Source organism: Pedococcus soli (assembly GCF_054782575.1).
Window position 1 is genome coordinate 426,161 of the sequence record NZ_BAAGSF010000005.1, and the last position, 18,518, is coordinate 444,678.

Annotated in this window: 19 protein-coding genes; 16 read left to right on the forward strand and 3 right to left on the reverse strand. The window is 72.4% G+C overall.

What is annotated here, in order from left to right:
• The first annotated feature begins 39 nt into the window (after positions 1-39).
• The 10 genes from glnA to ACYVKF_RS15155 all read left to right on the forward strand — a co-directional run bounded on the left by glnA (position 40) and on the right by ACYVKF_RS15155 (position 11,882).
• Positions 40-1,377 carry a type I glutamate--ammonia ligase gene (glnA, locus tag ACYVKF_RS15110; protein WP_056917524.1) on the forward strand — a complete coding sequence of 446 codons (1,338 nt, stop codon included), beginning with the start codon at positions 40-42 and terminating at the stop codon, positions 1,375-1,377.
• A gap of 85 nt (positions 1,378-1,462) precedes the next feature.
• Positions 1,463-4,489 (forward strand): bifunctional [glutamine synthetase] adenylyltransferase/[glutamine synthetase]-adenylyl-L-tyrosine phosphorylase, encoded by a 3,027-nt coding sequence (locus ACYVKF_RS15115; protein ID WP_460967536.1) that lies wholly within the window; start codon positions 1,463-1,465, stop codon positions 4,487-4,489.
• Between the two features lie 17 nt (positions 4,490-4,506).
• Positions 4,507-5,907, forward strand: coding sequence for an MFS transporter (locus ACYVKF_RS15120; RefSeq protein ID WP_082553353.1), 1,401 nt, complete (start codon positions 4,507-4,509; stop codon positions 5,905-5,907).
• Positions 5,908-5,951: 44 nt separating this feature from the next.
• Positions 5,952-7,292, forward strand: a complete 1,341-nt coding sequence (hisD, locus tag ACYVKF_RS15125; protein WP_460967493.1) for a histidinol dehydrogenase — start codon at positions 5,952-5,954, stop codon at positions 7,290-7,292.
• 23 nt (positions 7,293-7,315) lie between these two features.
• Positions 7,316-8,440, forward strand: coding sequence for a histidinol-phosphate transaminase (locus ACYVKF_RS15130; RefSeq protein WP_460967537.1), 1,125 nt, complete (start codon positions 7,316-7,318; stop codon positions 8,438-8,440).
• Complete coding sequence (gene hisB, locus ACYVKF_RS15135; RefSeq protein WP_056917521.1) at positions 8,437-9,051, forward strand: imidazoleglycerol-phosphate dehydratase HisB; 615 nt, start codon at positions 8,437-8,439, stop codon at positions 9,049-9,051. Before ACYVKF_RS15130 ends, hisB begins: the two co-directional genes overlap by 4 nt.
• A complete protein-coding gene (locus ACYVKF_RS15140; RefSeq protein WP_460967496.1) occupies positions 9,048-9,671 on the forward strand; it encodes a hypothetical protein in 624 nt (207 codons plus the stop codon). Before hisB ends, ACYVKF_RS15140 begins: the two co-directional genes overlap by 4 nt.
• Positions 9,671-10,309: an imidazole glycerol phosphate synthase subunit HisH gene (gene hisH, locus ACYVKF_RS15145; RefSeq protein ID WP_056917519.1), complete on the forward strand. Its 639-nt coding sequence runs from the start codon at positions 9,671-9,673 to the stop codon at positions 10,307-10,309. Before ACYVKF_RS15140 ends, hisH begins: the two co-directional genes overlap by 1 nt.
• Positions 10,310-10,419: 110 nt before the next feature.
• Positions 10,420-11,154: a bifunctional 1-(5-phosphoribosyl)-5-((5-phosphoribosylamino)methylideneamino)imidazole-4-carboxamide isomerase/phosphoribosylanthranilate isomerase PriA gene (gene priA, locus ACYVKF_RS15150; RefSeq protein WP_460967498.1), complete on the forward strand. Its 735-nt coding sequence runs from the start codon at positions 10,420-10,422 to the stop codon at positions 11,152-11,154.
• On the forward strand, positions 11,151-11,882 hold the full coding sequence (locus tag ACYVKF_RS15155) for an SseB family protein (protein ID WP_460967500.1): 732 nt from the start codon (positions 11,151-11,153) through the stop codon (positions 11,880-11,882). The genes priA and ACYVKF_RS15155 overlap by 4 nt, the downstream gene beginning before the upstream one ends.
• Here ACYVKF_RS15155 and ACYVKF_RS15160 read toward each other — a convergent pair.
• Together ACYVKF_RS15160 and ACYVKF_RS15165 are read right to left on the reverse strand one after the other, a co-directional pair.
• The gene (locus ACYVKF_RS15160) at positions 11,875-12,231 is read right to left on the reverse strand and encodes a DUF952 domain-containing protein (RefSeq protein WP_460967502.1); all 357 of its coding nucleotides are present in this window, start codon (positions 12,229-12,231) and stop codon (positions 11,875-11,877) included. The genes ACYVKF_RS15155 and ACYVKF_RS15160 overlap by 8 nt on opposite strands.
• Positions 12,232-12,296: 65 nt before the next feature.
• Complete coding sequence (locus ACYVKF_RS15165; RefSeq protein ID WP_200947839.1) at positions 12,297-13,880, reverse strand: catalase; 1,584 nt, start codon at positions 13,878-13,880, stop codon at positions 12,297-12,299.
• A gap of 48 nt (positions 13,881-13,928) precedes the next feature.
• Between ACYVKF_RS15165 and ACYVKF_RS15170 the strand changes: the two genes are divergently transcribed.
• Positions 13,929-14,201, forward strand: a complete 273-nt coding sequence (locus ACYVKF_RS15170) for a hypothetical protein (protein WP_460967504.1) — start codon at positions 13,929-13,931, stop codon at positions 14,199-14,201.
• 100 nt (positions 14,202-14,301) lie between these two features.
• Positions 14,302-15,546 carry an MFS transporter gene (locus ACYVKF_RS15175; protein WP_460967506.1) on the forward strand — a complete coding sequence of 415 codons (1,245 nt, stop codon included), beginning with the start codon at positions 14,302-14,304 and terminating at the stop codon, positions 15,544-15,546.
• A gap of 52 nt (positions 15,547-15,598) precedes the next feature.
• Here ACYVKF_RS15175 and ACYVKF_RS15180 read toward each other — a convergent pair whose 3' ends face one another.
• Positions 15,599-16,003 carry a DUF1844 domain-containing protein gene (locus tag ACYVKF_RS15180; protein ID WP_460967508.1) on the reverse strand — a complete coding sequence of 135 codons (405 nt, stop codon included), beginning with the start codon at positions 16,001-16,003 and terminating at the stop codon, positions 15,599-15,601.
• Between the two features lie 334 nt (positions 16,004-16,337).
• Here ACYVKF_RS15180 and infC point away from each other — a divergent pair, with 334 nt between their 5' ends.
• From infC to ACYVKF_RS15200, 4 genes are all read left to right on the forward strand, one after another.
• Entirely contained in the window at positions 16,338-16,943 is a 606-nt protein-coding gene (gene infC / locus ACYVKF_RS15185) for a translation initiation factor IF-3 (RefSeq protein ID WP_056919864.1), read from the forward strand.
• A 68-nt stretch (positions 16,944-17,011) separates the two neighbouring features.
• Entirely contained in the window at positions 17,012-17,206 is a 195-nt protein-coding gene (gene rpmI / locus ACYVKF_RS15190; protein WP_056917513.1) for a 50S ribosomal protein L35, read from the forward strand.
• Between the two features lie 80 nt (positions 17,207-17,286).
• The gene (gene rplT, locus ACYVKF_RS15195; RefSeq protein ID WP_056917512.1) at positions 17,287-17,667 is read left to right on the forward strand and encodes a 50S ribosomal protein L20; all 381 of its coding nucleotides are present in this window, start codon (positions 17,287-17,289) and stop codon (positions 17,665-17,667) included.
• Between the two features lie 37 nt (positions 17,668-17,704).
• On the forward strand, positions 17,705-18,514 hold the full coding sequence (locus ACYVKF_RS15200; protein ID WP_460967510.1) for a TrmH family RNA methyltransferase: 810 nt from the start codon (positions 17,705-17,707) through the stop codon (positions 18,512-18,514).
• Positions 18,515-18,518: the final 4 nt, after the last annotated feature.

The window sequence follows — 18,518 nt, forward strand, 5'->3', positions numbered from 1 at the left end:
GCACCCCCCGCGTCACCCTTCTAGGGCAGGATCACCCCCATGGATCGTCAGCAGGAGTTCGTCCTTCGCACCATCGAGGAGCGGGACATCCGCTTCGTGCGGTTGTGGTTCACCGACGTGCTCGGGACCCTGAAGTCGGTGGCCGTCGCGCCGGCCGAGCTGGAGGGCGCGTTCGCCGAGGGCATCGGGTTCGACGGCTCGGCGATCGAGGGCTTCGCGCGCGTCTACGAGGCCGACATGCTGGCCAAGCCGGACCCGGCGACGTTCCAGGTGCTCCCGTGGCGCGGTGAGAACCCTGGCACGGCCCGGATGTTCTGCGACATCACCCTCCCCGACGGATCGCCCAGCTTCGCCGACCCCCGCCACGTCCTGCAGCGCGCGCTGGGGAAGGCGTCCGACCTCGGGTTCACGTTCTACACGCACCCCGAGATCGAGTTCTACCTCCTCAAGCAGGGCTTCACACCCGGTGACAGCCCGGAACCGGTCGACCAGGCCGGGTACTTCGACCACGTCCCGCACGGCACCGGGCACGACTTCCGCCGCGCCGCGATCACGATGCTCGAGTCGATGGGCATCTCGGTGGAGTTCAGCCACCACGAGGGCGGGCCGGGGCAGAACGAGATCGACCTGCGCTACGCCGACGCCCTCTCCACCGCCGACAACATCATGACGTTCCGGACGGTGATCAAGGAGGTCGCGCTCGAGCAGGGCATCTTCGCCTCCTTCATGCCCAAGCCGTTCGCCGACCACCCCGGCTCCGGCATGCACACCCACATGTCCCTCTTCGACGGCGACAGCAACGCCTTCTACGAGGCCGGGGCGCCCTACCAGCTGAGCAAGGTGGGCCGCCAGTTCATCGCCGGCCTGCTGCGCCACGGCGCCGAGATCACGGCCGTGACCAACCAGTGGGTGAACTCCTACAAGCGCCTCTGGGGTGGCGGCGAGGCGCCGGCCCACCTGACCTGGGGCCACAACAACCGGTCCGCGATGGTCCGTGTCCCGATGTACAAGCCGACCAAGGGACAGAGCAGCCGGGTCGAGGTGCGCACCCTGGACGCGGCGTGCAACCCCTACCTGGCGTTCGCGCTCATGCTGTCCGCGGGCCTCAAGGGGATCGAGGAGGACTACGAGCTGCCGCCCGAGACCGAGGACGACGTGTGGGGCCTGACGTCGGCCGAGCGCCAGGCGATGGGCATCGAGCCGCTGCCGACGTCCCTGCACGAGGCCATCCGGGTGATGGAGAAGAGCGACCTCGTCGCCGACACCCTCGGCGAGCACGTGTTCGACTTCTTCCTGCGCAACAAGCGCGCCGAGTGGGACGACTACCGCGGCGAGATCACCCGGTTCGAGCTCGAGCGCTACCTGCCCGGACTGTGAGGACCGGTATCGCGCCGGGACCGCGTCCGCCACGGCGCGGCCGGCGGCAGGCCGGTCCCCTCCGGTCACGCGGCGCGTGGTCGTGATGGCCGGCCGGGCGGTCTCCCAGACCGCGACCCTGGCTCGGCTCGGCTTCGCCGACCCGCCGCGCGCCGAGCAGCTCCTGGCCGACCGGGCGCTCGCGGGACTCGTCGACCCGTTCGACGACCTCTTCAACGACGGCCTGCCGGACGCCCTGTCCGCGGTCGCCGACCCCGACCTGGCGCTGCTCAGCCTGGTGCGCCTGATGGAGTCGCTGCGTGCCGGCGAGCCGAAGCGACGCGACGCCGAGTCCGGGACGGGTGTGGAGGTCAGCGGCCTCGTCGCGGCCCTGCGCCACTCCGGCCCGGCCCGCGACCGGCTGTTCGCCGTGCTCGGTGCCTCGACCGCGCTCGCCGACCACCTGGTCGCGCACCCCGAGCACTGGCGCAGCGTCACCGAGGCCGCACCCCGCACCCCCGCGCAGCGCGTCCACGACCTCGTGGACGCGGTCCGGGACCCCGGTGACCGCACGGCATACGACGCGCTGCGGATCGGCTATCGACGGCAGCTGCTCGGGATCGCGGCCCTGGACCTCACGACGGACGACCCGCCTGCAGCCCTGCCGGAGGCGGCGGCAGCGCTCGCCGACCTCGCGGAGGCTGCCCTCGAGGCCGCCCTGGAGATCGCCCGTCAGCACGTCGGGGAGGACGCCGACCTGTGCGACTTCACCGTGATCGGCATGGGGAAGACCGGTGGGCGCGAGCTCAACTACGTCAGCGACGTCGACGTCATCTTCGTGGCCGAGCCGCGCGAGGGCGTCGAGGAGGCGCGCGCCATCGGTGCCGCGACCTCGCTGGCCACCCACCTCATGCGCGCCTGCTCCACCTCGACCGGCGAGGGCACCCTGTGGCCAGTCGACGCGGCGCTGCGCCCCGAGGGCAAGAACGGGCCCCTGGTGCGGACCATCGAGAGCCACCGCGCCTACTACGAGCGCTGGGCGAAGACCTGGGAGTTCCAGGCCCTGCTCAAGGCGCGTCCGGTGGCCGGCGACCGCGCGCTCGGGGAGGCCTACCTCGACGCCGTCCGCCCCATGGTGTGGCAGGCGGCGTCCCGCGAGAACTTCGTCGAGGACGTCCAGTCGATGCGGCGCCGCGTGGAGCAGCACGTCCCCGCCGCTGAGGCGGACCGCCAGCTCAAGCTCGGTCCCGGCGGGCTGCGTGACGTCGAGTTCAGCGTGCAGCTGCTCCAGCTCGTCCACGGCCGCTCCGACGACTCGCTGCGCTCCGGCACGACCCTCGAGGCCCTGGACGCGCTCGCGCGGGGTGGGTACGTCGGGCGCGAGGACGCCGCCACGCTCGACGACGCCTACCGCCTGCTGCGCACCCTCGAGCACCGCATCCAGCTGTTCCGGCTCCGGCGGACGCACCTCATGCCGACGGGGGAGGCGGACCTGCGCCGCCTCGGCCGGGCGCTGGGACACCGCTCGGACCCCGCCAAGGCGGTCGTCACGCAGTGGCAGCAGCAGGCGCGCGAGGTCCGCCGCATCCACGAGCGCCTCTTCTACCGGCCCCTGCTGGCTGCCGTCGCCAAGCTGAGCAGCTCCGAGGCCCGCCTCGGTCCGGAGGCCGCCCGCGAGCGGCTCGCGGCGCTCGGCTTCCGTGACCCCGCCGGTGCCATCCGCCACCTCGAGGCACTCACCTCAGGCGTGAGCCGCCGTGCGGCCATCCAGCGCACCCTCCTGCCGGTGATGCTGGCGTGGTTCGCCGACGAGGCCGACCCCGACGGGGGGCTCCTGGCCTTCCGGAAGGTGAGCGAGGAGCTCGGCTCGACCCACTGGTACCTGCGCCTCCTGCGCGACGAGGGCACGGCCGCCGAGCGCCTGGCGCACGTCCTCGGGCGCAGCCGGTATGCCGCCGACCTCCTCGTCGGTGCCCCCGAGTCCGTCGCGATCCTCGGCGAGACCGGGGGGCTCACGCCCCTGCCGCGCGCCGACCTGGTCAAGCGGATGACCGCCGCTGCAGGTCGTCAGGAGGACCCGGACCGGGCCGTCCGCGCAGCGCGGAGCCTGCGCCGCCAGGAGCTCTTCCGAATCGCCGTCGCCGACCTGACGGGGCAGCTGGACCTGCGCGAGGTCGGCACCGCGCTGACGGACCTCGTGGCCGCGCTCCTCGAGGCAGCGCTGTCCGTGGCCGTCCGCGTCGTGGCGGAGCAGCACGGCCCGCCCGCCACCCGGCTGCTCGTCGTCGGCATGGGACGACTCGGGGGCGGCGAAGTGGGGTACGGCTCCGACGCCGACGTGCTGTTCGTCCACGAGCCCGTCGACGGCGCCTCCGAGGCCGCCGCCCAGGACCAGGCCCTCGCCACGGTGCAGGAGCTGCGCCGCCTGCTCGGCGGTGCCGGACCCGACACCGGGCTGGGGCTCGACGCCGACCTGCGCCCCGAGGGCAAGAACGGACCACTCGTGCGGAGCCTGGAGAGCTACCGCGCCTACTACTCGCGCTGGTCGCTCACCTGGGAGTCGCAGGCGCTGCTGCGCGCGACCCCCATCGCCGGCGACGTCGGGCTGGGGGAGAGGTTCGTCGAGCTGATCGACCCCCTGCGCTGGCCGGACGCCGGGCTCACCCCCGATCAGGTCCGGGAGATCCGCCGCCTCAAGGCGCGCATGGAGGCCGAGCGGCTGCCCCGCGGGGCCGACCCCAAGAGCCATTTCAAGCTCGGGCGCGGTGGCCTGACCGACGTCGAGTGGACGATCCAGCTGCTCCAGATGCAGCACGCCCACGACGTGCCGGGCCTGCGGACCACGAGCACGCTGCCTGCGCTCGAGGCGGCCGAGGGCGCCGGACTCATCAGCGCCGAGCACGCCGAGGCCCTGCGGGAGTCCTGGACCCTGGCCTCCCGGCTGCGCAACGCCGCGGTGCTCTACCGCGGCCGGCCCGTCGACAGCGTGCCCTCCGACCTGCGGGTCGCCGACGGCGTGAGCCGCATCCTCGGTGGCGATCCGGGCTCCGGAGCAGACCTCGCGGGCAGGTACCGCCGGGCGGCCCGACACGCCCGGACGGTGACCGAGTTCGACTTTTACGGTTCGCGGTAGCGAGGTACGGTCGGCGCATGGTCAGGGGCAGGGACGGTGCCGTTGTGGTGCCCTCGTACACCGAGGTGCTTCGCGCCCCGGTGTTCCTGCCCGTCTTCATGGCCGCCACGCTGTCGACGTGGGGCGACTACATCGCCCGCATCACGATCGCCTCGGTCGTGTTCGCCTGGACCGGTTCGGCCCTCGCCACGGCGGCCACGTTCGCCGTGTCCCTGGTGCCGAGCATCCTCGGCAGGGCACTGCTGTCGCCCCTGTGCGACCGCTGGCCCGCACGGACCGTCATGGTCGGCACGCACCTCCTGCGCGCGCTGCTCGTCCTGGCCCTGATCGCGACCGTGTCGACGACCGAGTCGCTCGCGCTCGTGCTGTCGATCGTGTTCGTGCTCGAGTTCGTCGGCGGTCCGGCCATCACGGCCGGCCAGGTGCTGCTCACCGACATCTTCCCCGACCGCCGGCTCTACGCCCGCGCGTTCGGGCTGAACACCCTCGCCACCCAGATCAACCAAGCCATCGGCCTGGCCATCGGTGGTGTCATCGTCGGGGTCATCGGGGACACCCAGGCCCTCCTGCTCGACCTGGCCACCTTCGTGCTCGGTGCCGCCCTGCTCATGTGGATCACTCCGCCGAGGTCGCTGGCCGAGACCACGGAGACCCCGCTCTACAGCCTGGCCGGCGACCTGGCCCACGGCTGGCAGCAGATCCGTTCCAGCCGCGTCCTGACCATGCTGCTGCTGCTCTCGCTCGCCAGCGCCCTGGCCATCGCCGCGCCCGAGGCCGTCGCCCTGCCGTACGGCACCCAGCACAGCGGCTCGTCCTCGTGGGGCGGCCTGCTCATGGCCGCGCCCATCCTCGGTGCAGTCGTCGGTGTGCTGCTCATCGCCAGGCTCCCCGCCGAGCGCCAGTTCCGGCTCGTCATGCGCCTCGCGGTGCTCATGCCGCTGCCGTTGCTCGCGACGATCTTCGAGCCGCCGCTGCCCGTGGTGTGGGTGGCGTGGTTCCTCTCGGGCGCCCTCCAGTGCTACATGCTGCCGCTCCAGTCGGCCTTCACCCTGCTGGTCCCACCCACGATGAGGGGCCGCGTGTTCGGTCTCGCGGGGGCCATGTCCGTCGGCGTGACGGGCGTCTGCTTCCTCGCGGCGGGGTGGATCTCCGAGCACACCTCGGCCGCGGCCGCGGTCGGTATCTGCGCGGTGATCACCCTCGGCGTGCTCGTACTGCTGGCTGCCCGGTGGCCCCGCGACGAGGTGGCCGACAGCATCGAGGCGACCTTCCGCCACGACGCCCGCAGCGCTGACGGGCAGGTGGACCCCGACGGCTCCACGAGCCGCCCGGGTGCGGGCGGGCTGGGCCCGGACCCGCGGGTGGGCCCCGAGGTCCCGACGGACCCGCTCATGCCACGCCAGGGCTCCGGGGGCTGAGACCGCCACAGGAGCCGCGAACGGCCCCGCCTAGACTTGGCCCCATGATGTCCACGATCGACCTGCGCGGACGCGTGCTCGGTGTCCGCGAGCTGCGCCACCTCCTGCCCCGCGCCGAGTTCGACGTCGCGGCGGCGGTCGAGACCGTCCGGCCGCTGTGCGAGGACGTGCGGCACCGCGGCGCCGAGGCCCTCTACGACCTCGGCGAACGGTTCGACGGGGTCCGCCCCACGAGCCTGCGCGTGCCCGCCGACGTCATCGCCGCGGCCCTCGACACCCTGGCCCCGGACGTGCGGACCGCGCTCGAGGAGTCGATCCGCAGGGCGCGCATCGTCCACGAGGACCAGCGCCGCACCACCACGACGACCACGGTCGCCGAGGGTGGCACCGTCAGCGAGCGCTGGGTCCCCGTCGACCGCGTCGGCCTCTACGTGCCCGGTGGCCGTGCGGTCTACCCCTCCAGCGTCGTGATGAACGTCGTCCCCGCACAGATCGCCGAGGTCGGCTCGCTGGCCGTCGCCAGCCCGCCCCAGCGCGAGAACACGGGTGTGTTCGCCGGTTACCCCCACCCGACCGTCCTCGCCGCCTGCGCGCTGCTGGGCGTCGACGAGGTGTATGCCGTGGGTGGTGCCCAGGCGGTCGCCGCGTTCGCCTACGGGTTCACCGACGGGGAGGGCGAGGAGGCCGTCGTGGCCGAGCCCGTCAACCTCGTCACCGGCCCCGGCAACGTCTACGTCACGGCCGCCAAGCGCCTGCTCAAGGGCCTGATCGGCATCGACTCGGAGGCCGGGACCACCGAGATCGCCGTCCTCGCCGACGACTGCGCCGACCCGGTGCACGTCGCGGCCGACCTCATCAGCCAGGCCGAGCACGACCCGAACGCCGCATCGGTCCTCGTGACCGACAGCCCGGAGCTCGCCGCTGCGGTCGCCGCGGCCGTGGAGCGCCGAGTCCCGGCGACCAAGCACGCGGAGCGCGTGCGCACCGCCCTCACCGGCCCGCAGTCCGGCGTCGTCCTCGTGGACGACCTCGAGCGAGGCCTGGACGTCGTCAACGCCTACGCCGCGGAGCACCTGGAGATCCAGACGCGGGACGCGTCCTCGGTCGCCGCCCGGGTGCGCAACGCCGGCGCGGTCTTCGTCGGCCCGTACTCACCCGTGAGCCTGGGCGACTACATCGCCGGGTCCAACCACGTGCTGCCCACCGGCGGGTGCGCCTGCCACAGCAGCGGCCTGTCCGTGCAGTCCTTCCTGCGTGGCATCCACGTCGTCGACTACAGCCGGTCCGCCCTCGAGGAGGTCGCGCACCACGTCGTGACGCTCTCCCAGGCCGAGGACCTGCCCGCCCACGGCGAGGCGGTCACGGCCCGCTTCGACGCATCCTGAGCGGGGCGGACGTCGTGAGCGACCTGACCCCCCTCGAGGAGCTGCTGCGCCCCGACCTGCGTGGCGCGAGCCCCTACGGCGCGCCCCAGCTCGACGTGCCCGTGCGCCTCAACACCAACGAGAGCTCCTACCCGGTGCCGCCCGACGTCGTGGCCGACATCACCGCCCGCGTGGCCGCCGTGGCACCGGACCTCAACCGGTACCCCGACCGGGAGTTCACGGACCTGCGGACCGCCCTCGCGGCATACCTGTCCTCCACCACGGGGGTGGCGCTGGAGCCGGCTCAGCTGTGGGCCGGCAACGGCTCCAACGAGGTCCTCCAGCACCTCGTGCTGGCCTTCGGCGGCCCGGACCGGACGGCCCTGGGCTTCACCCCCGCCTACTCCATGCACCCGCTCATCAGCACCGGCGTGGGCACGACGTGGGTCGACGGGCTGCGAGGGCAGGGGACCGACGCACCGTTCGACCTCACCGTGGCGTCGGCGGTGGAGCAGGTGCGGGCGCACCAGCCGCACGTGGTCTTCCTCTGCTCACCGAACAACCCCACCGGCACCGCGTTGCCGCTCGACGTCGTCGAGGCCGTGTATGCCGCGGCGGAGCGGGCCGTGGTGGTGGTGGACGAGGCCTACGCCGAGTTCGCCCGCCCCGGCACCCCGAGCGCCCTGACCCTCCTCGAGGGACGACCGAGGCTCGTCGTGACGCGCACCATGAGCAAGGCGTTCGCGTTCGCGGGGGGACGGCTCGGCTACCTCGCCGCCGACCCGGCTCTCGTGGACGCGCTGCGGCTGGTGCGTCTCCCGTACCACCTGTCGGCGCCGACGCAGGCCATCGCGCTGGCGGCTCTCGCGCACGCCGACCAGATGCTCGGGACCGTCGAGGTCATCAAGGAGCAGCGCGATCGGATGGTCGCCGAGCTGGCCGCCCTCGGCTACGACCCGGTCGCCAGCGACGCCAACTTCGTGCTCTTCGGCGGACTCGTCGACGCTGCCGCGACGTGGCGCGCGCTGCTGGACCGCGGGGTGCTGGTCCGCGACGTCGGCATTCCCCACTATCTTCGTGTGACGGCCGGGACCCCGGCCGAGACGGACGCGTTCCTGGCCGCCGTGGCCGAGATCGCTGCAACAGCCACGGACAGGAGCCCGTCGTGACCGCAGGTGACCGCAGGGTCTCGCTGAGCCGCTCGACGTCCGAGTCGAGCGTCGAGCTCGAGCTGGACCTCGACGGCACGGGCGTCGCCGACGTGTCGACCGGTGTGCGGTTCTACGACCACATGCTCACCTCGTTGGCCAAGCACTCGCTGATCGACCTGCGCATCAAGGCGACGGGCGACGTCGACGTCGACGCGCACCACACCGTCGAGGACGTCGCGATCGTGCTCGGCGACGCGCTGCGGGAGGCGCTCGGCGACAAGAGCGGGATCTCCCGGTTCGGTGACGCCACCGTGCCCCTCGACGAGGCGCTGGTGCAGGCCGTCGTCGACGTCGCAGGCCGTCCCTACGTCGTCCACACCGGTGAGCCGGAAGGCCAGGCCTACGTCCTCATCGGCGGCAACTACGTCGGCTCCCTGACCCGTCACGTCTGGGAGTCCTTCGCCTACCGCGCCGGCATCGCCCTGCACGTCCGGGTCCTGTCCGGACGCGACCCCCACCACGTCGTCGAGGCGCAGTTCAAGGCGGTCGCCCGCGCGCTGCGGGCCGCGGTGGCCCGCGACCCGCGGGTGGTCGGCGTCCCCAGCGCGAAGGGCAGCCTCTCCACGTGAGCGTCCCGTGGCAGCCCGCGCGGGACTCGCGCGGACTGCTCCTGGTGCGGGCCAAGCCCGGCCCCGTGTCCGGCTGGGTCCGCAGGGGGCTCGTCGCCTGCGACGTCGTGCCGTTGGGGGAGTGGACGGCGCTGCTGCCGGCCGAGCGCTCCTCGCGCGCCCGGGCCCCGTACGACGACGCGGTCACGGTGCTTGCGGGACGGCCCGTGCCCCTGCGGCTGCGGCCGTCCATCGGGGTGTTCGTCATCGACCACCGCGCGGTGGTCAGCCTGCAGCCCAAGGGGTTCCGCGCCGGCCACCGGTGGCTGGTGTGGGAACCCGAGAACGGCCCGCTGCGCACGCCGGGACTCGACCCGGCCCGTCCGCCCGAGCTGGTGGCGGCCGCGCACAGCCGGACCAGCCCTTCCGCGGTCCACGCGGTCCTCAAGGACGGCTCCGGCGACGCTTTGCGGTACCTGCGGCGGGTGCTCGAGGTCCTGTCCCTGCCCGGCGGCGACCTGCTGGCACCGTCCGACCACCCCCGCGGACAGGTCGTCGCACCCACCGCGCAGGCGGTGGCGCGCTTCGAGTCCCGCATGGCAGAGCAGGCGCAGCACCGCGCCGAACTGGAGGAGAGCTGATGGCACACGTGGTGGTGTTCGACTACGGCAGTGGCAACGTCCGCTCCGCGGTGCGTGCCCTCGAGCACGTCGGCGCGCAGGTGACGCTGACGGGTGACCGTCGCCTGGCCCTGGAGTCCGACGGGCTGTTCGTCCCCGGTGTCGGCAACTTCCACGCGTGCATGGCCGGCCTGCGTGCCGCCGACGGGCCGCTCGTCATCGAGACCCGCCTGGCCGGGGGGCGGCCCGTCCTCGGGGTCTGCGTGGGGATGCAGGTCCTGTTCGACGGTTCCGACGAACCCACCGGCACGCCCCAGGAGGGCCTCGGGGAGTGGCCCGGCACCGTCGCCCGGCTCCGCGCCGAGGTCGTGCCGCACATGGGTTGGAGCGGGGTCGAGGCGCCGGGCGACTCACGGCTGTTCTCGGGCGTCGAGTCCGAGCGCTTCTACTTCGTCCACTCGTATGCCGTGCAGGACTGGGTCCTGGAGCCCCCCACCGGCGCGTTCGCCGCGGTGGCGCCCAAGGTCACCTGGGCCGACCACGGTGGCCGCTTCGTCGCGGCCGTCGAGAACGGCCCCCTGTCGGCGACGCAGTTCCACCCCGAGAAGTCCGGGGACGCCGGGCTGGCGCTCCTCGAGAACTGGGTCCGCACCCTCTGAGGTGTCCCCCACCCTGTCGGAACACCCTGTCCCTCAGGCAGAACAGTCACCACCGACCGACACCACTGACGCACCCCACCGACCGCCGCACGACACGTGAAGGACATCGCATGACCACGCCACGCCTCGAACTCCTGCCCGCCGTCGACGTCGCCGACGGCCAGGCCGTCCAGCTCGTGCAGGGGGTGGCCGGCACCGGTGGCCAGTTCGGCGACCCGTGGGAGGCGGCGCTCGCGTGGCAGGAGCAGGGTGCCGAGTGGCTGCACCTCGTCGACCTCGACGCGGCCTTCGGGCGTGGCTCGAACCGCGACCTGCTCGCTGACATCGTCGGGCGCCTCGACATCAAGGTGGAGATGAGCGGCGGCATCCGCGACGCCGCCTCCCTCGAGGCGGCCCTGGCCACCGGCTGCCGCCGGGTCAACCTCGGGACGGCGGCGCTGGAGGACCCGGAGTGGACCGCCGCCGCGATCGCCGAGCACGGTGACCGGATCGCGGTCGGCCTCGACGTCCGGGGCACCACGTTGGCCGCACGCGGCTGGACGCAGGAAGGTGGCGACCTCTGGGAGACGCTCGAGCGGCTCGACCGCGAGGGCTGCGCGCGCTACGTCGTCACGGACGTCAACAAGGACGGCATGCTCAAGGGGCCGAACCTCGAGCTGCTGCGGGACGTCTGCGCGCGCACCGACCGCCCGGTCGTCGCCTCGGGCGGAGTCTCGACGCTCGCCGACATCGAGGCCATCCGTGGCCTGGTCGCCGACGGCGTCGAGGGTGCCATCGTGGGGTCCGCGCTCTACCGCGGGGCGTTCACGCTGCCCGACGCGCTCGACGTGGCGGGACGACCGTGAGCGGGTCGACGCCCTCGCACGACTCCGCGGGCATTCCCTTCGGCGGTCGTGAGCTGACGGGAACGGGGTTCGACGGTGACACCGGCGCCGCCGACCCGGCCCTCGCGGCCGCGCTCGCCGACCCGTCCGACGAACGCGCCCTGATGGCCGCGGTGGCCGGCGCCCGGCTCCTCGTCCCCATCGTCGCCGAGCCGGTCTCGGTCGACGACAGCGGCGAGCACCTGGTCGAGAAGCAGACGGACATGGCCGCCGTGACGCTGGTCGCGCCGGACGGTGCCCGGGCCCTGCCCGTCTTCACCTCGATGGACGCGATCTCCGCCTGGGACCCGCAGGCGCGCCCCGTGCCCGTGACCGCCGCCCGCGCAGCGCAGGCCGCCGTGAGCGAACGGTGCGACGTCATCGTGGTCGACGTCGCGGGCGAGCAGCCGCTCGCCCTGCGCCCGAGCATGGTCTGGGCGCTGGCCCAGCAGCGCGAGTGGCTCCCGGCGCACGAGGACCCCCAGGTGGCGGCCGCCGTGGCGGACGCCCTGCACGAGCAGCCCGACGTGGTCGGCCACGCCCTCACCGGCGGGACGCCGGGTGAGGGCGTTCTGCGCGTCGCCCTCACGCTCGTGCCCGGCCTCCCGGCTCAGCGGGTCCAGGAGATCGCCACGGCCGTGGGGGAGCGGCTGGCGACGGACGGCGAGATCCGCGCCCGCATCGACGGGCTGGCCTTCTCGATCAGCTGAGCGGCCGCGGGTCGACGTCCTCGCCGTGCGGGGGTGCGAGCTCGGTCACGTGCACGACCGCGGCCGTCGGCAGCGCGGCATACAGGTGCGGGAAGGTCTCGCCCGTCGCCGGGTTCCCGACCTCGACGACCGGCGGCTCGGCGAGCGCGTCGACGTCGATCTCCAACAGCAGCAAGGGTTCTGGCACGTCGGCGTAGAAGTTGCGGCGCACCACGAGCCACTGCTCCGCGGACGAGCAGTGGATGAACCCCTCCTGCTCCATCGTGCGTCCGCGTGTCGACTGCGTGTAGCTGCCCGAGAGCTGGGCAGCGGCCCAGTGGGCGGGTTCGGCGAGGTGGAAGATCGTCACGACGACCACGGTATGCCGCGTGCCCCGGGTGGTTCCGGGGGCACGCGGCACACGGTGTCGTGGGACTAGCTGGACGCCTGCGTGTTCGTCTCCACGATCGGGTCCTGGACGACCTTGGCGTCGTCGGCCATGCCGCCGGGGTTGTCGCCACCCAGACCGGCGCGGACGAGCTCCTCGATCTGCTTGCCCGTGTCGGCGTCGACGTTCTTCCAGTAGTCGAACGCCTTCTCGAGCACCGGCGACTTCACGCCACCGAGCAGGTGACCGGCCACGGTCTCGACGAACGACTCGCGCTGCGCGTCGTCCCAGACCTCGCGGACCAGCGTGCCGGCCTGACCGAAGTCGTCGTCCTCGGCGCGCAGCGTGTAGGCCTGGCGCACCATGGCGCCGTCGGCCTCCCAGCCGTCCTCGACCTCGCCGACCTGGTCGGCGTAGCCGCGGCCCTGGCTGTTGGGGGCGTAGACCGGGGCGTCACCGCGGTGCTCGAACGCCATCGCACCGTCCTGCGTGTAGGTGTTGAGGTTCTCCACGCGGGGACGGTTGACGGGCAGCTGCAGGTAGTTGGCGCCGATCCGGTAGCGGTGGGTGTCGGAGTAGGCGAAGGCCCGACCGAGCAGCATCTTGTCGGGGGAGAAGCCGATGCCGGGCACGACGGCCGACGGCTCGAACGCCGCCTGCTCGATCTGGGCGAAGAAGTTGTCCGGGTTCTTGTTCAGGGTCATCGTGCCGACCTTGATCAGCGGGTAGTCGCTGTGCGGCCACACCTTGGTCAGGTCGAACGGGTTGAACCGGTAGGTCTTCGCGTCCTCGTAGGGCATCGCCTGGATCGAGAGCGTCCAGCTGGGGAAGTCACCGGCCTCGATGGAGTCCCAGAGGTCGCGGCGGTGGTGGTCGGCGTCCTGCCCGGCGATGCGGGTGGCCTCCTCGCCGGTCAGTCCCTCGACGCCCTGGTTGCTGTGGAAGTGGTACTTGACCCAGTGCTTCTCACCGGCCTCGTTGATCCACAGGAACGTGTGCGACCCGTAGCCGTTCATGTGCCGGAACGTCTTCGGGATGCCGCGGTCACCCATGAGGTACGTGACCTGGTGCGCCGACTCCGGGTTGAGGCTCCAGAAGTCCCACTGCATGTGGTTGTCGCGCAGGCCCGAGCCGCCGAGGCGCTTCTGGCTGCGGATGAAGTGCGGGAACTTCATGGTGTCGCGGATGAAGAACACCGGGGTGTTGTTGCCGACGAGGTCGTAGTTGCCTTCGGGCGTGTAGAACTTCAGCGCGAACCCACGGGGGTCGCGCCACGTGTCGGGGGAGCCCTGCTCACCGGCCACCGTCGAGAAGCGCGCGAGCATCTCGACCGTGGAGCCCTGCTGGAAAAGCGCGGCCTTGGTGTACCGCGAGACGTCCTCGGTGGTCTCGAACGTGCCGAACGCTCCCGAGCCCTTGGCGTGCACGTTGCGCTCCGGCACGCGCTCGCGGTTGAAGTGTGCCATCTGGTTCAGGAAGTGCACGTCGTGCAGCAGGATCGGGCCGTCGGCGCCGAGGGTCAGGGAGTTGCGGTCGCTGGGGGCCGGTGCGCCGTTGTCGGTGTGGGAGCCGAGCCGGGCCTCGTCAGAGGGTGCGGTCTGGATGGACTCGCCGGTGTTCTGGGTGGTCATGGTGCTCCTCGGGATCGTTCGTTGCGGTCAGGTCGGTCAGGTTCGGGTATGGCGCGGAGCCTGCCTCCACCCTCGCCGATCCGGGCGGGGTCCGCATCCGAGGGAGCCCGGCCGCGCCGTGGGGGTGAGCTGGTCACGGACGGGGTCGACGGGTTGCTCGTCCCACCGGGGGACGTCGCGGCGCTGGCCGGGGCGCTGGACAGGGGGATGGGCGACGCAGCTCTTCGCGAGCGCCTCGGACGGGCGGCTCGTGCTACCACCTCGGCCTACTCACGCGACCGGGTGGACGTGCTGCGGGAGGAGCCGTTGTCCGGCCGGTAGGGCGCCTCGACGAGCCGCGTCGACACCTTCGAGCCCGGTCCCGGGTGTCAGGAGCGAAACCCATTTGGCTGGTGTCGGTCCCGACTGCGACAGTGGGGGAGTGCTCCACCGCTACCGCCGCGTCCTCGCCAGCTCCGCCCTCCGCCGGGCGCTCGTGCTGGGCTTCCTCGTGCGCATGCCGGTGTTCGCCGGAGGCATCGTCCTCACCCTCCACGTCGTGTCCGCCCTCGACCGCCCCTACGCCGCGGCCGGCCTGGTCTCGGCCGCTGCCACCGTCGCCATCGCCGTGAGCGGCCCGTGGCGTGGGCGGCTGCTCGACCGGATGGGCCTGCGCCGGGTGGTCGTGCCGTCGATCGTCGTGGCCGCGGTCTGCTGGTCGATCGCGCCGTTCGTGTCGTACTGGCCGCTGCTGGTGCTGGCCTCGGTCGCCGGACTCTTCGTCATCCCCGCGTTCTCCATCATCCGGCAGGCGATCATCGTCGCCGTCCCCGAGGACGACCGCCGCACGGCCATCTCGCTCGACTCGGTGGCCGTGGAGCTGTCCTTCATGGTCGGCCCCGCACTCGGGGTCTGGGCCGCGACGGTCTGGCCGACCACGTGGGTCCTCTTCGCCATCCAGATGCTCGGCGTCGCCGCGGGCATCCTGCTGTGGGTGGCCAACCCGGTCATCCGTGAGGACGCACCGCGCGAGGTCGACGACCAGGGCGTGGCCGTCGCCGCGGCGGCCTCCGTGCCGCGCTCGTCGTGGCTGCGGCCACAGTTCATCGCCATCTGCCTGGGCGCCAGTGCGGCCACCCTCGTGCTCGGGGGCTCCGACATCGCCTTCGTCGCGGCCTTGCGTGACTTCCAGTCGCCCGGGTCGATCGGCTGGGTGCTGGCGGTCTGGGGCCTCGGGTCGCTCGTCGGCGGGCTCGTCTACGGCGGGCTGCGCCGGTCCATCTCGGCCTTCTGGCTGCTCGGGGGGCTGGCCCTGGTGACCGCACCCATGGCGCTCGCGTCCGGGGCGCCGTCGCTGGCCGTCCTCGGGTTCGTGGCGGGGCTGTTCTGCGCGCCCACCATCACCGCGACCGTCGACCAGGCGAGCCGCGTGGTCCCCGCGGACGCCCGCGGGGAGGCGATGGGCTGGCACGGGTCGTTCATGACGGCCGGAGGGGCCATGGGCGCGCCCCTGGCCGGTGTCGCCATCGACCACGTCGGGTGGGGTGCGGGGTTCCTCGTCGTCGCGGCGGCAGGGTTGGTCATCGCGCTCGTGGGTGCTGTCGCCACCTCCGGCCGCGCCCGCCGCCACCGGGCCGGGCGGGCGAAGCAGTCCGCCGAGCGCGCCCGCGCCGCAGCCACCGTCTGAGCGCCCGCGCCATACCGGTCCGGCCTGGCGGCTCGGCGCCGCTCCGGCGAGGTCAGACGACGGAGCCGGTGAGCTTCTCCCCGGGACCCTGACCCGGCGCGTCGGGGATGACGGAGGCCTCGCGGAACGCGAGCTGCAGGGACTTCAGGCCGTCGCGCAGGGGAGCGGCGTGCTGGCTGCCGAGGTCGGGGGCCGAGGCCGCGATGAGGCCGGCCAGGGCGTTGATGAGGCGACGGGCCTCGTCGAGGTCGAGGTGGTCGGCGGCGTCGGGGCCCTCCGCGAGCCCGCACTTCACCGCGGCAGCGCTCATCAGGTGGATCGCCGCGGTGGTGATGACCTCGACGGCCGGCACCTCGGAGATGTCACGGGTCTGCTGCGCGAGCTGCCCGTCGTCGGCAGGGGTGGTCTCGTCGTAGCGGGAGGTGGTCGGGTGGGGATTGGGAGATTCCGTGCTCACGCTGGTAGCCTTGCAGATCGACCGGCCGTGACCACTCACGGGGTCGCCTTCGGGTGGCCACACAGGTGGGCGCGGTGTGCAAGAGAAGCAGCACCTGCTTCCACCCGCGTCGACCACTTCGGTCGCCGGGTTCCCGGGTCCACCGAGGCGTGTGCCGCGGGCGTCAGCCCGCACCGCACACGGTACTCGGGGCACCCGTGACGGAACTGGTGAGGCTTCTCGCGCGACAGCGGCGGGGAGCCTCTTCTCGTTGGGTGCGGTCGGACGATTCCCTGACCGAAGGAGCACCACCATCAGCGAGCCTCGCATCAACGACCGCATCCGGGTGCCGGAAGTGCGGTTGGTTGGCCCCAACGGAGAACAGGTCGGCATCGTGCGCGTCGAGGACGCGCTGCGGCTCGCCGCCGAGGCTGACCTCGACCTCGTCGAGGTGGCCCCGATGGCCAAGCCTCCAGTCGCCAAGCTCATGGACTTCGGCAAGTTCAAGTACGAAGCGGCACTGAAGGCGCGCGAAGCGCGTAAGAACCAGGTCAACACGGTCATCAAGGAGATCAAGCTCCGCCCGAAGATCGACCCGCACGACTACGGCACCAAGAAGGGCCACGTCGAGCGCTTCCTCAAGGGCGGCGACAAGGTCAAGGTGACGATCATGTTCCGCGGACGCGAGCAGTCGCGCCCCGAGCTGGGCTTCCGCCTCCTGCAGCGCCTCGCCGAGGACGTCATCGAGCTGGGCACGGTCGAGTCGGCCCCCAAGCAGGACGGCCGCAACATGATCATGGTGCTCGGTCCGACGAAGAAGAAGTCCGAGGCGATGGCCGAGCAGCGCCGCGCGCGCACCGCCGCCCCGGCCTCCGACGCGGACCAGGCCCAGGACGTCTCCACCGAGACGGCCGCCGAGCCCACCGCCCCCGAGGCAGAGACCACCGAGCCGGCCACCTGAGCCCGGTTCCACCCCTGCACCACCCGCACGAACGACACGGTTACACCAACAGCAAGGAGATCGGCCTCATGCCGAAGATGAAGACGCACTCCGGTGCGAAGAAGCGCTTCCGGATCACCGGCACGGGCAAGGTCATGCGCGAGCAGGCTGGCGGTCGCCACCTCCTCGAGCACAAGTCCTCGCGCTTCACGCGCTCGATCGCGAACGACGTCGAGGTGTCCAAGCCGGACTCCAAGAAGGTCAAGAAGCTCCTCGGCCGCTGAGCCGAGCCCCACCCAACCCCATTGTTTGGCCGGGCTCGACAAGCAGCCTCGCAAGCAGTTAGACAGCAAGGAGAACTCACGTGGCACGCGTGAAGCGGGCAGTCAACGCCCAGAAGAAGCGCCGGGTCGTCCTCGAGCGCGCCAGCGGTTACCGCGGACAGCGTTCGCGCCTCTACCGCAAGGCCAAGGAGCAGGTCACCCACAGCCTCGGTTACGCCTACCGTGACCGTCGGGCCAAGAAGGGCGACTTCCGTCGCCTGTGGATCCAGCGCATCAACGCCGGCGCCCGCGCCAACGGCATGACGTACAACCGCTTCATCCAGGGCCTCAAGGCTGCTGAGATCGAGGTCGACCGTCGCATGCTGGCCGAGCTGGCCGTCAACGACGAGGCTGCCTTCGCCGCCCTCGTCGAGATCTCGCGCGCGAACGTCCCGGCCGTGGCCGAGACCGCGAACGCCTGATCCAGCGCGTCACAGCACTCCACCCGAGCGCCGGGACATGCCCCAGCCGAACACCCTTCTGACCAACACCAGGTCGGACCGGGTCAAGTCGGTCAGGGCACTGTCCCGGCGCTCGGTGCGTGACCGGACCGGCCGGTTCCTCGTCGAGGGGCCGCAGTCCGTCCGCGAGGTGGTCCGCCACCACCCGGAGCTGGTCGTCGACCTGTACCTCACCCCCGACGCCGCGGTGCGGTACGTCGAGGTGGTGACGGCGGCCTCCGCTGCCGGCCTGTACGTCCACGAGGTCACCGACGAGGTGCTCGCCGCGATGAGCGAGACCCCGACCCCGCAGGGGCTCGCGGCGGTCTGCCGTACCCCGGTGGCGACCCTCGACGACGTCCTCGCGGGGTCGCCGCGGCTGCTGGTCCTGCTGACCAACGTCCGCGACCCCGGGAACGCCGGCACCGTGATCCGGGGAGCGGATGCCGCCGGGGCCGACGCAGTCCTCGTGAGCGACGCCTCGGTCGACGTCCTCTCCCCGAAGGTCGTGCGTTCCACGGCGGGCTCGCTCTTCCACCTCCCGGTCGTCACGGGGTTGCGCGTCGACGCGACGATCACCCGACTCCGGGACGCCGGGATCCGTGTCCTGGCCGCCGACGGCGCCGGCACGGTGCTGCTCCCGGACGTCGACCTCGTCCCGTCGCACGCCTGGGTTATGGGCAACGAGGCGTGGGGACTGGAGGAGGAGGTCCGGGCGCAGTGCGACGAGGTCGTGCGCGTCCCGATCTACGGAGCGGCCGAGTCGCTCAACCTGGCCATGGCCGCCACCGTCTGTGTCTACGCCTCCGCAGCGGCACAGAGGGGCTAGGGTT

Bases quoted from the DNA above. Each gene is read 5' to 3' on its own strand.
- ACYVKF_RS15120 (WP_082553353.1), top strand. From the start codon at position 4,507: ATGGTCAGGGGCAGGGACGGTGCCGTTGTGGTGCCCTCGTACACCGAG.
- ACYVKF_RS15115 (WP_460967536.1), top strand. From the start codon at position 1,463: ATGGCCGGCCGGGCGGTCTCCCAGACCGCGACCCTGGCTCGGCTCGGC.
- hisH (WP_056917519.1), top strand. From the start codon at position 9,671: ATGGCACACGTGGTGGTGTTCGACTACGGCAGTGGCAACGTCCGCTCC.
- rpmI (WP_056917513.1), top strand. From the start codon at position 17,012: ATGCCGAAGATGAAGACGCACTCCGGTGCGAAGAAGCGCTTCCGGATC.
- glnA (WP_056917524.1), top strand. From the start codon at position 40: ATGGATCGTCAGCAGGAGTTCGTCCTTCGCACCATCGAGGAGCGGGAC.
- ACYVKF_RS15200 (WP_460967510.1), top strand. From the start codon at position 17,705: ATGCCCCAGCCGAACACCCTTCTGACCAACACCAGGTCGGACCGGGTC.
- priA (WP_460967498.1), top strand. From the start codon at position 10,420: ATGACCACGCCACGCCTCGAACTCCTGCCCGCCGTCGACGTCGCCGAC.
- hisD (WP_460967493.1), top strand. From the start codon at position 5,952: ATGATGTCCACGATCGACCTGCGCGGACGCGTGCTCGGTGTCCGCGAG.
- ACYVKF_RS15165 (WP_200947839.1), bottom strand. From the start codon at position 13,880: ATGACCACCCAGAACACCGGCGAGTCCATCCAGACCGCACCCTCTGAC.
- ACYVKF_RS15170 (WP_460967504.1), top strand. From the start codon at position 13,929: ATGGCGCGGAGCCTGCCTCCACCCTCGCCGATCCGGGCGGGGTCCGCA.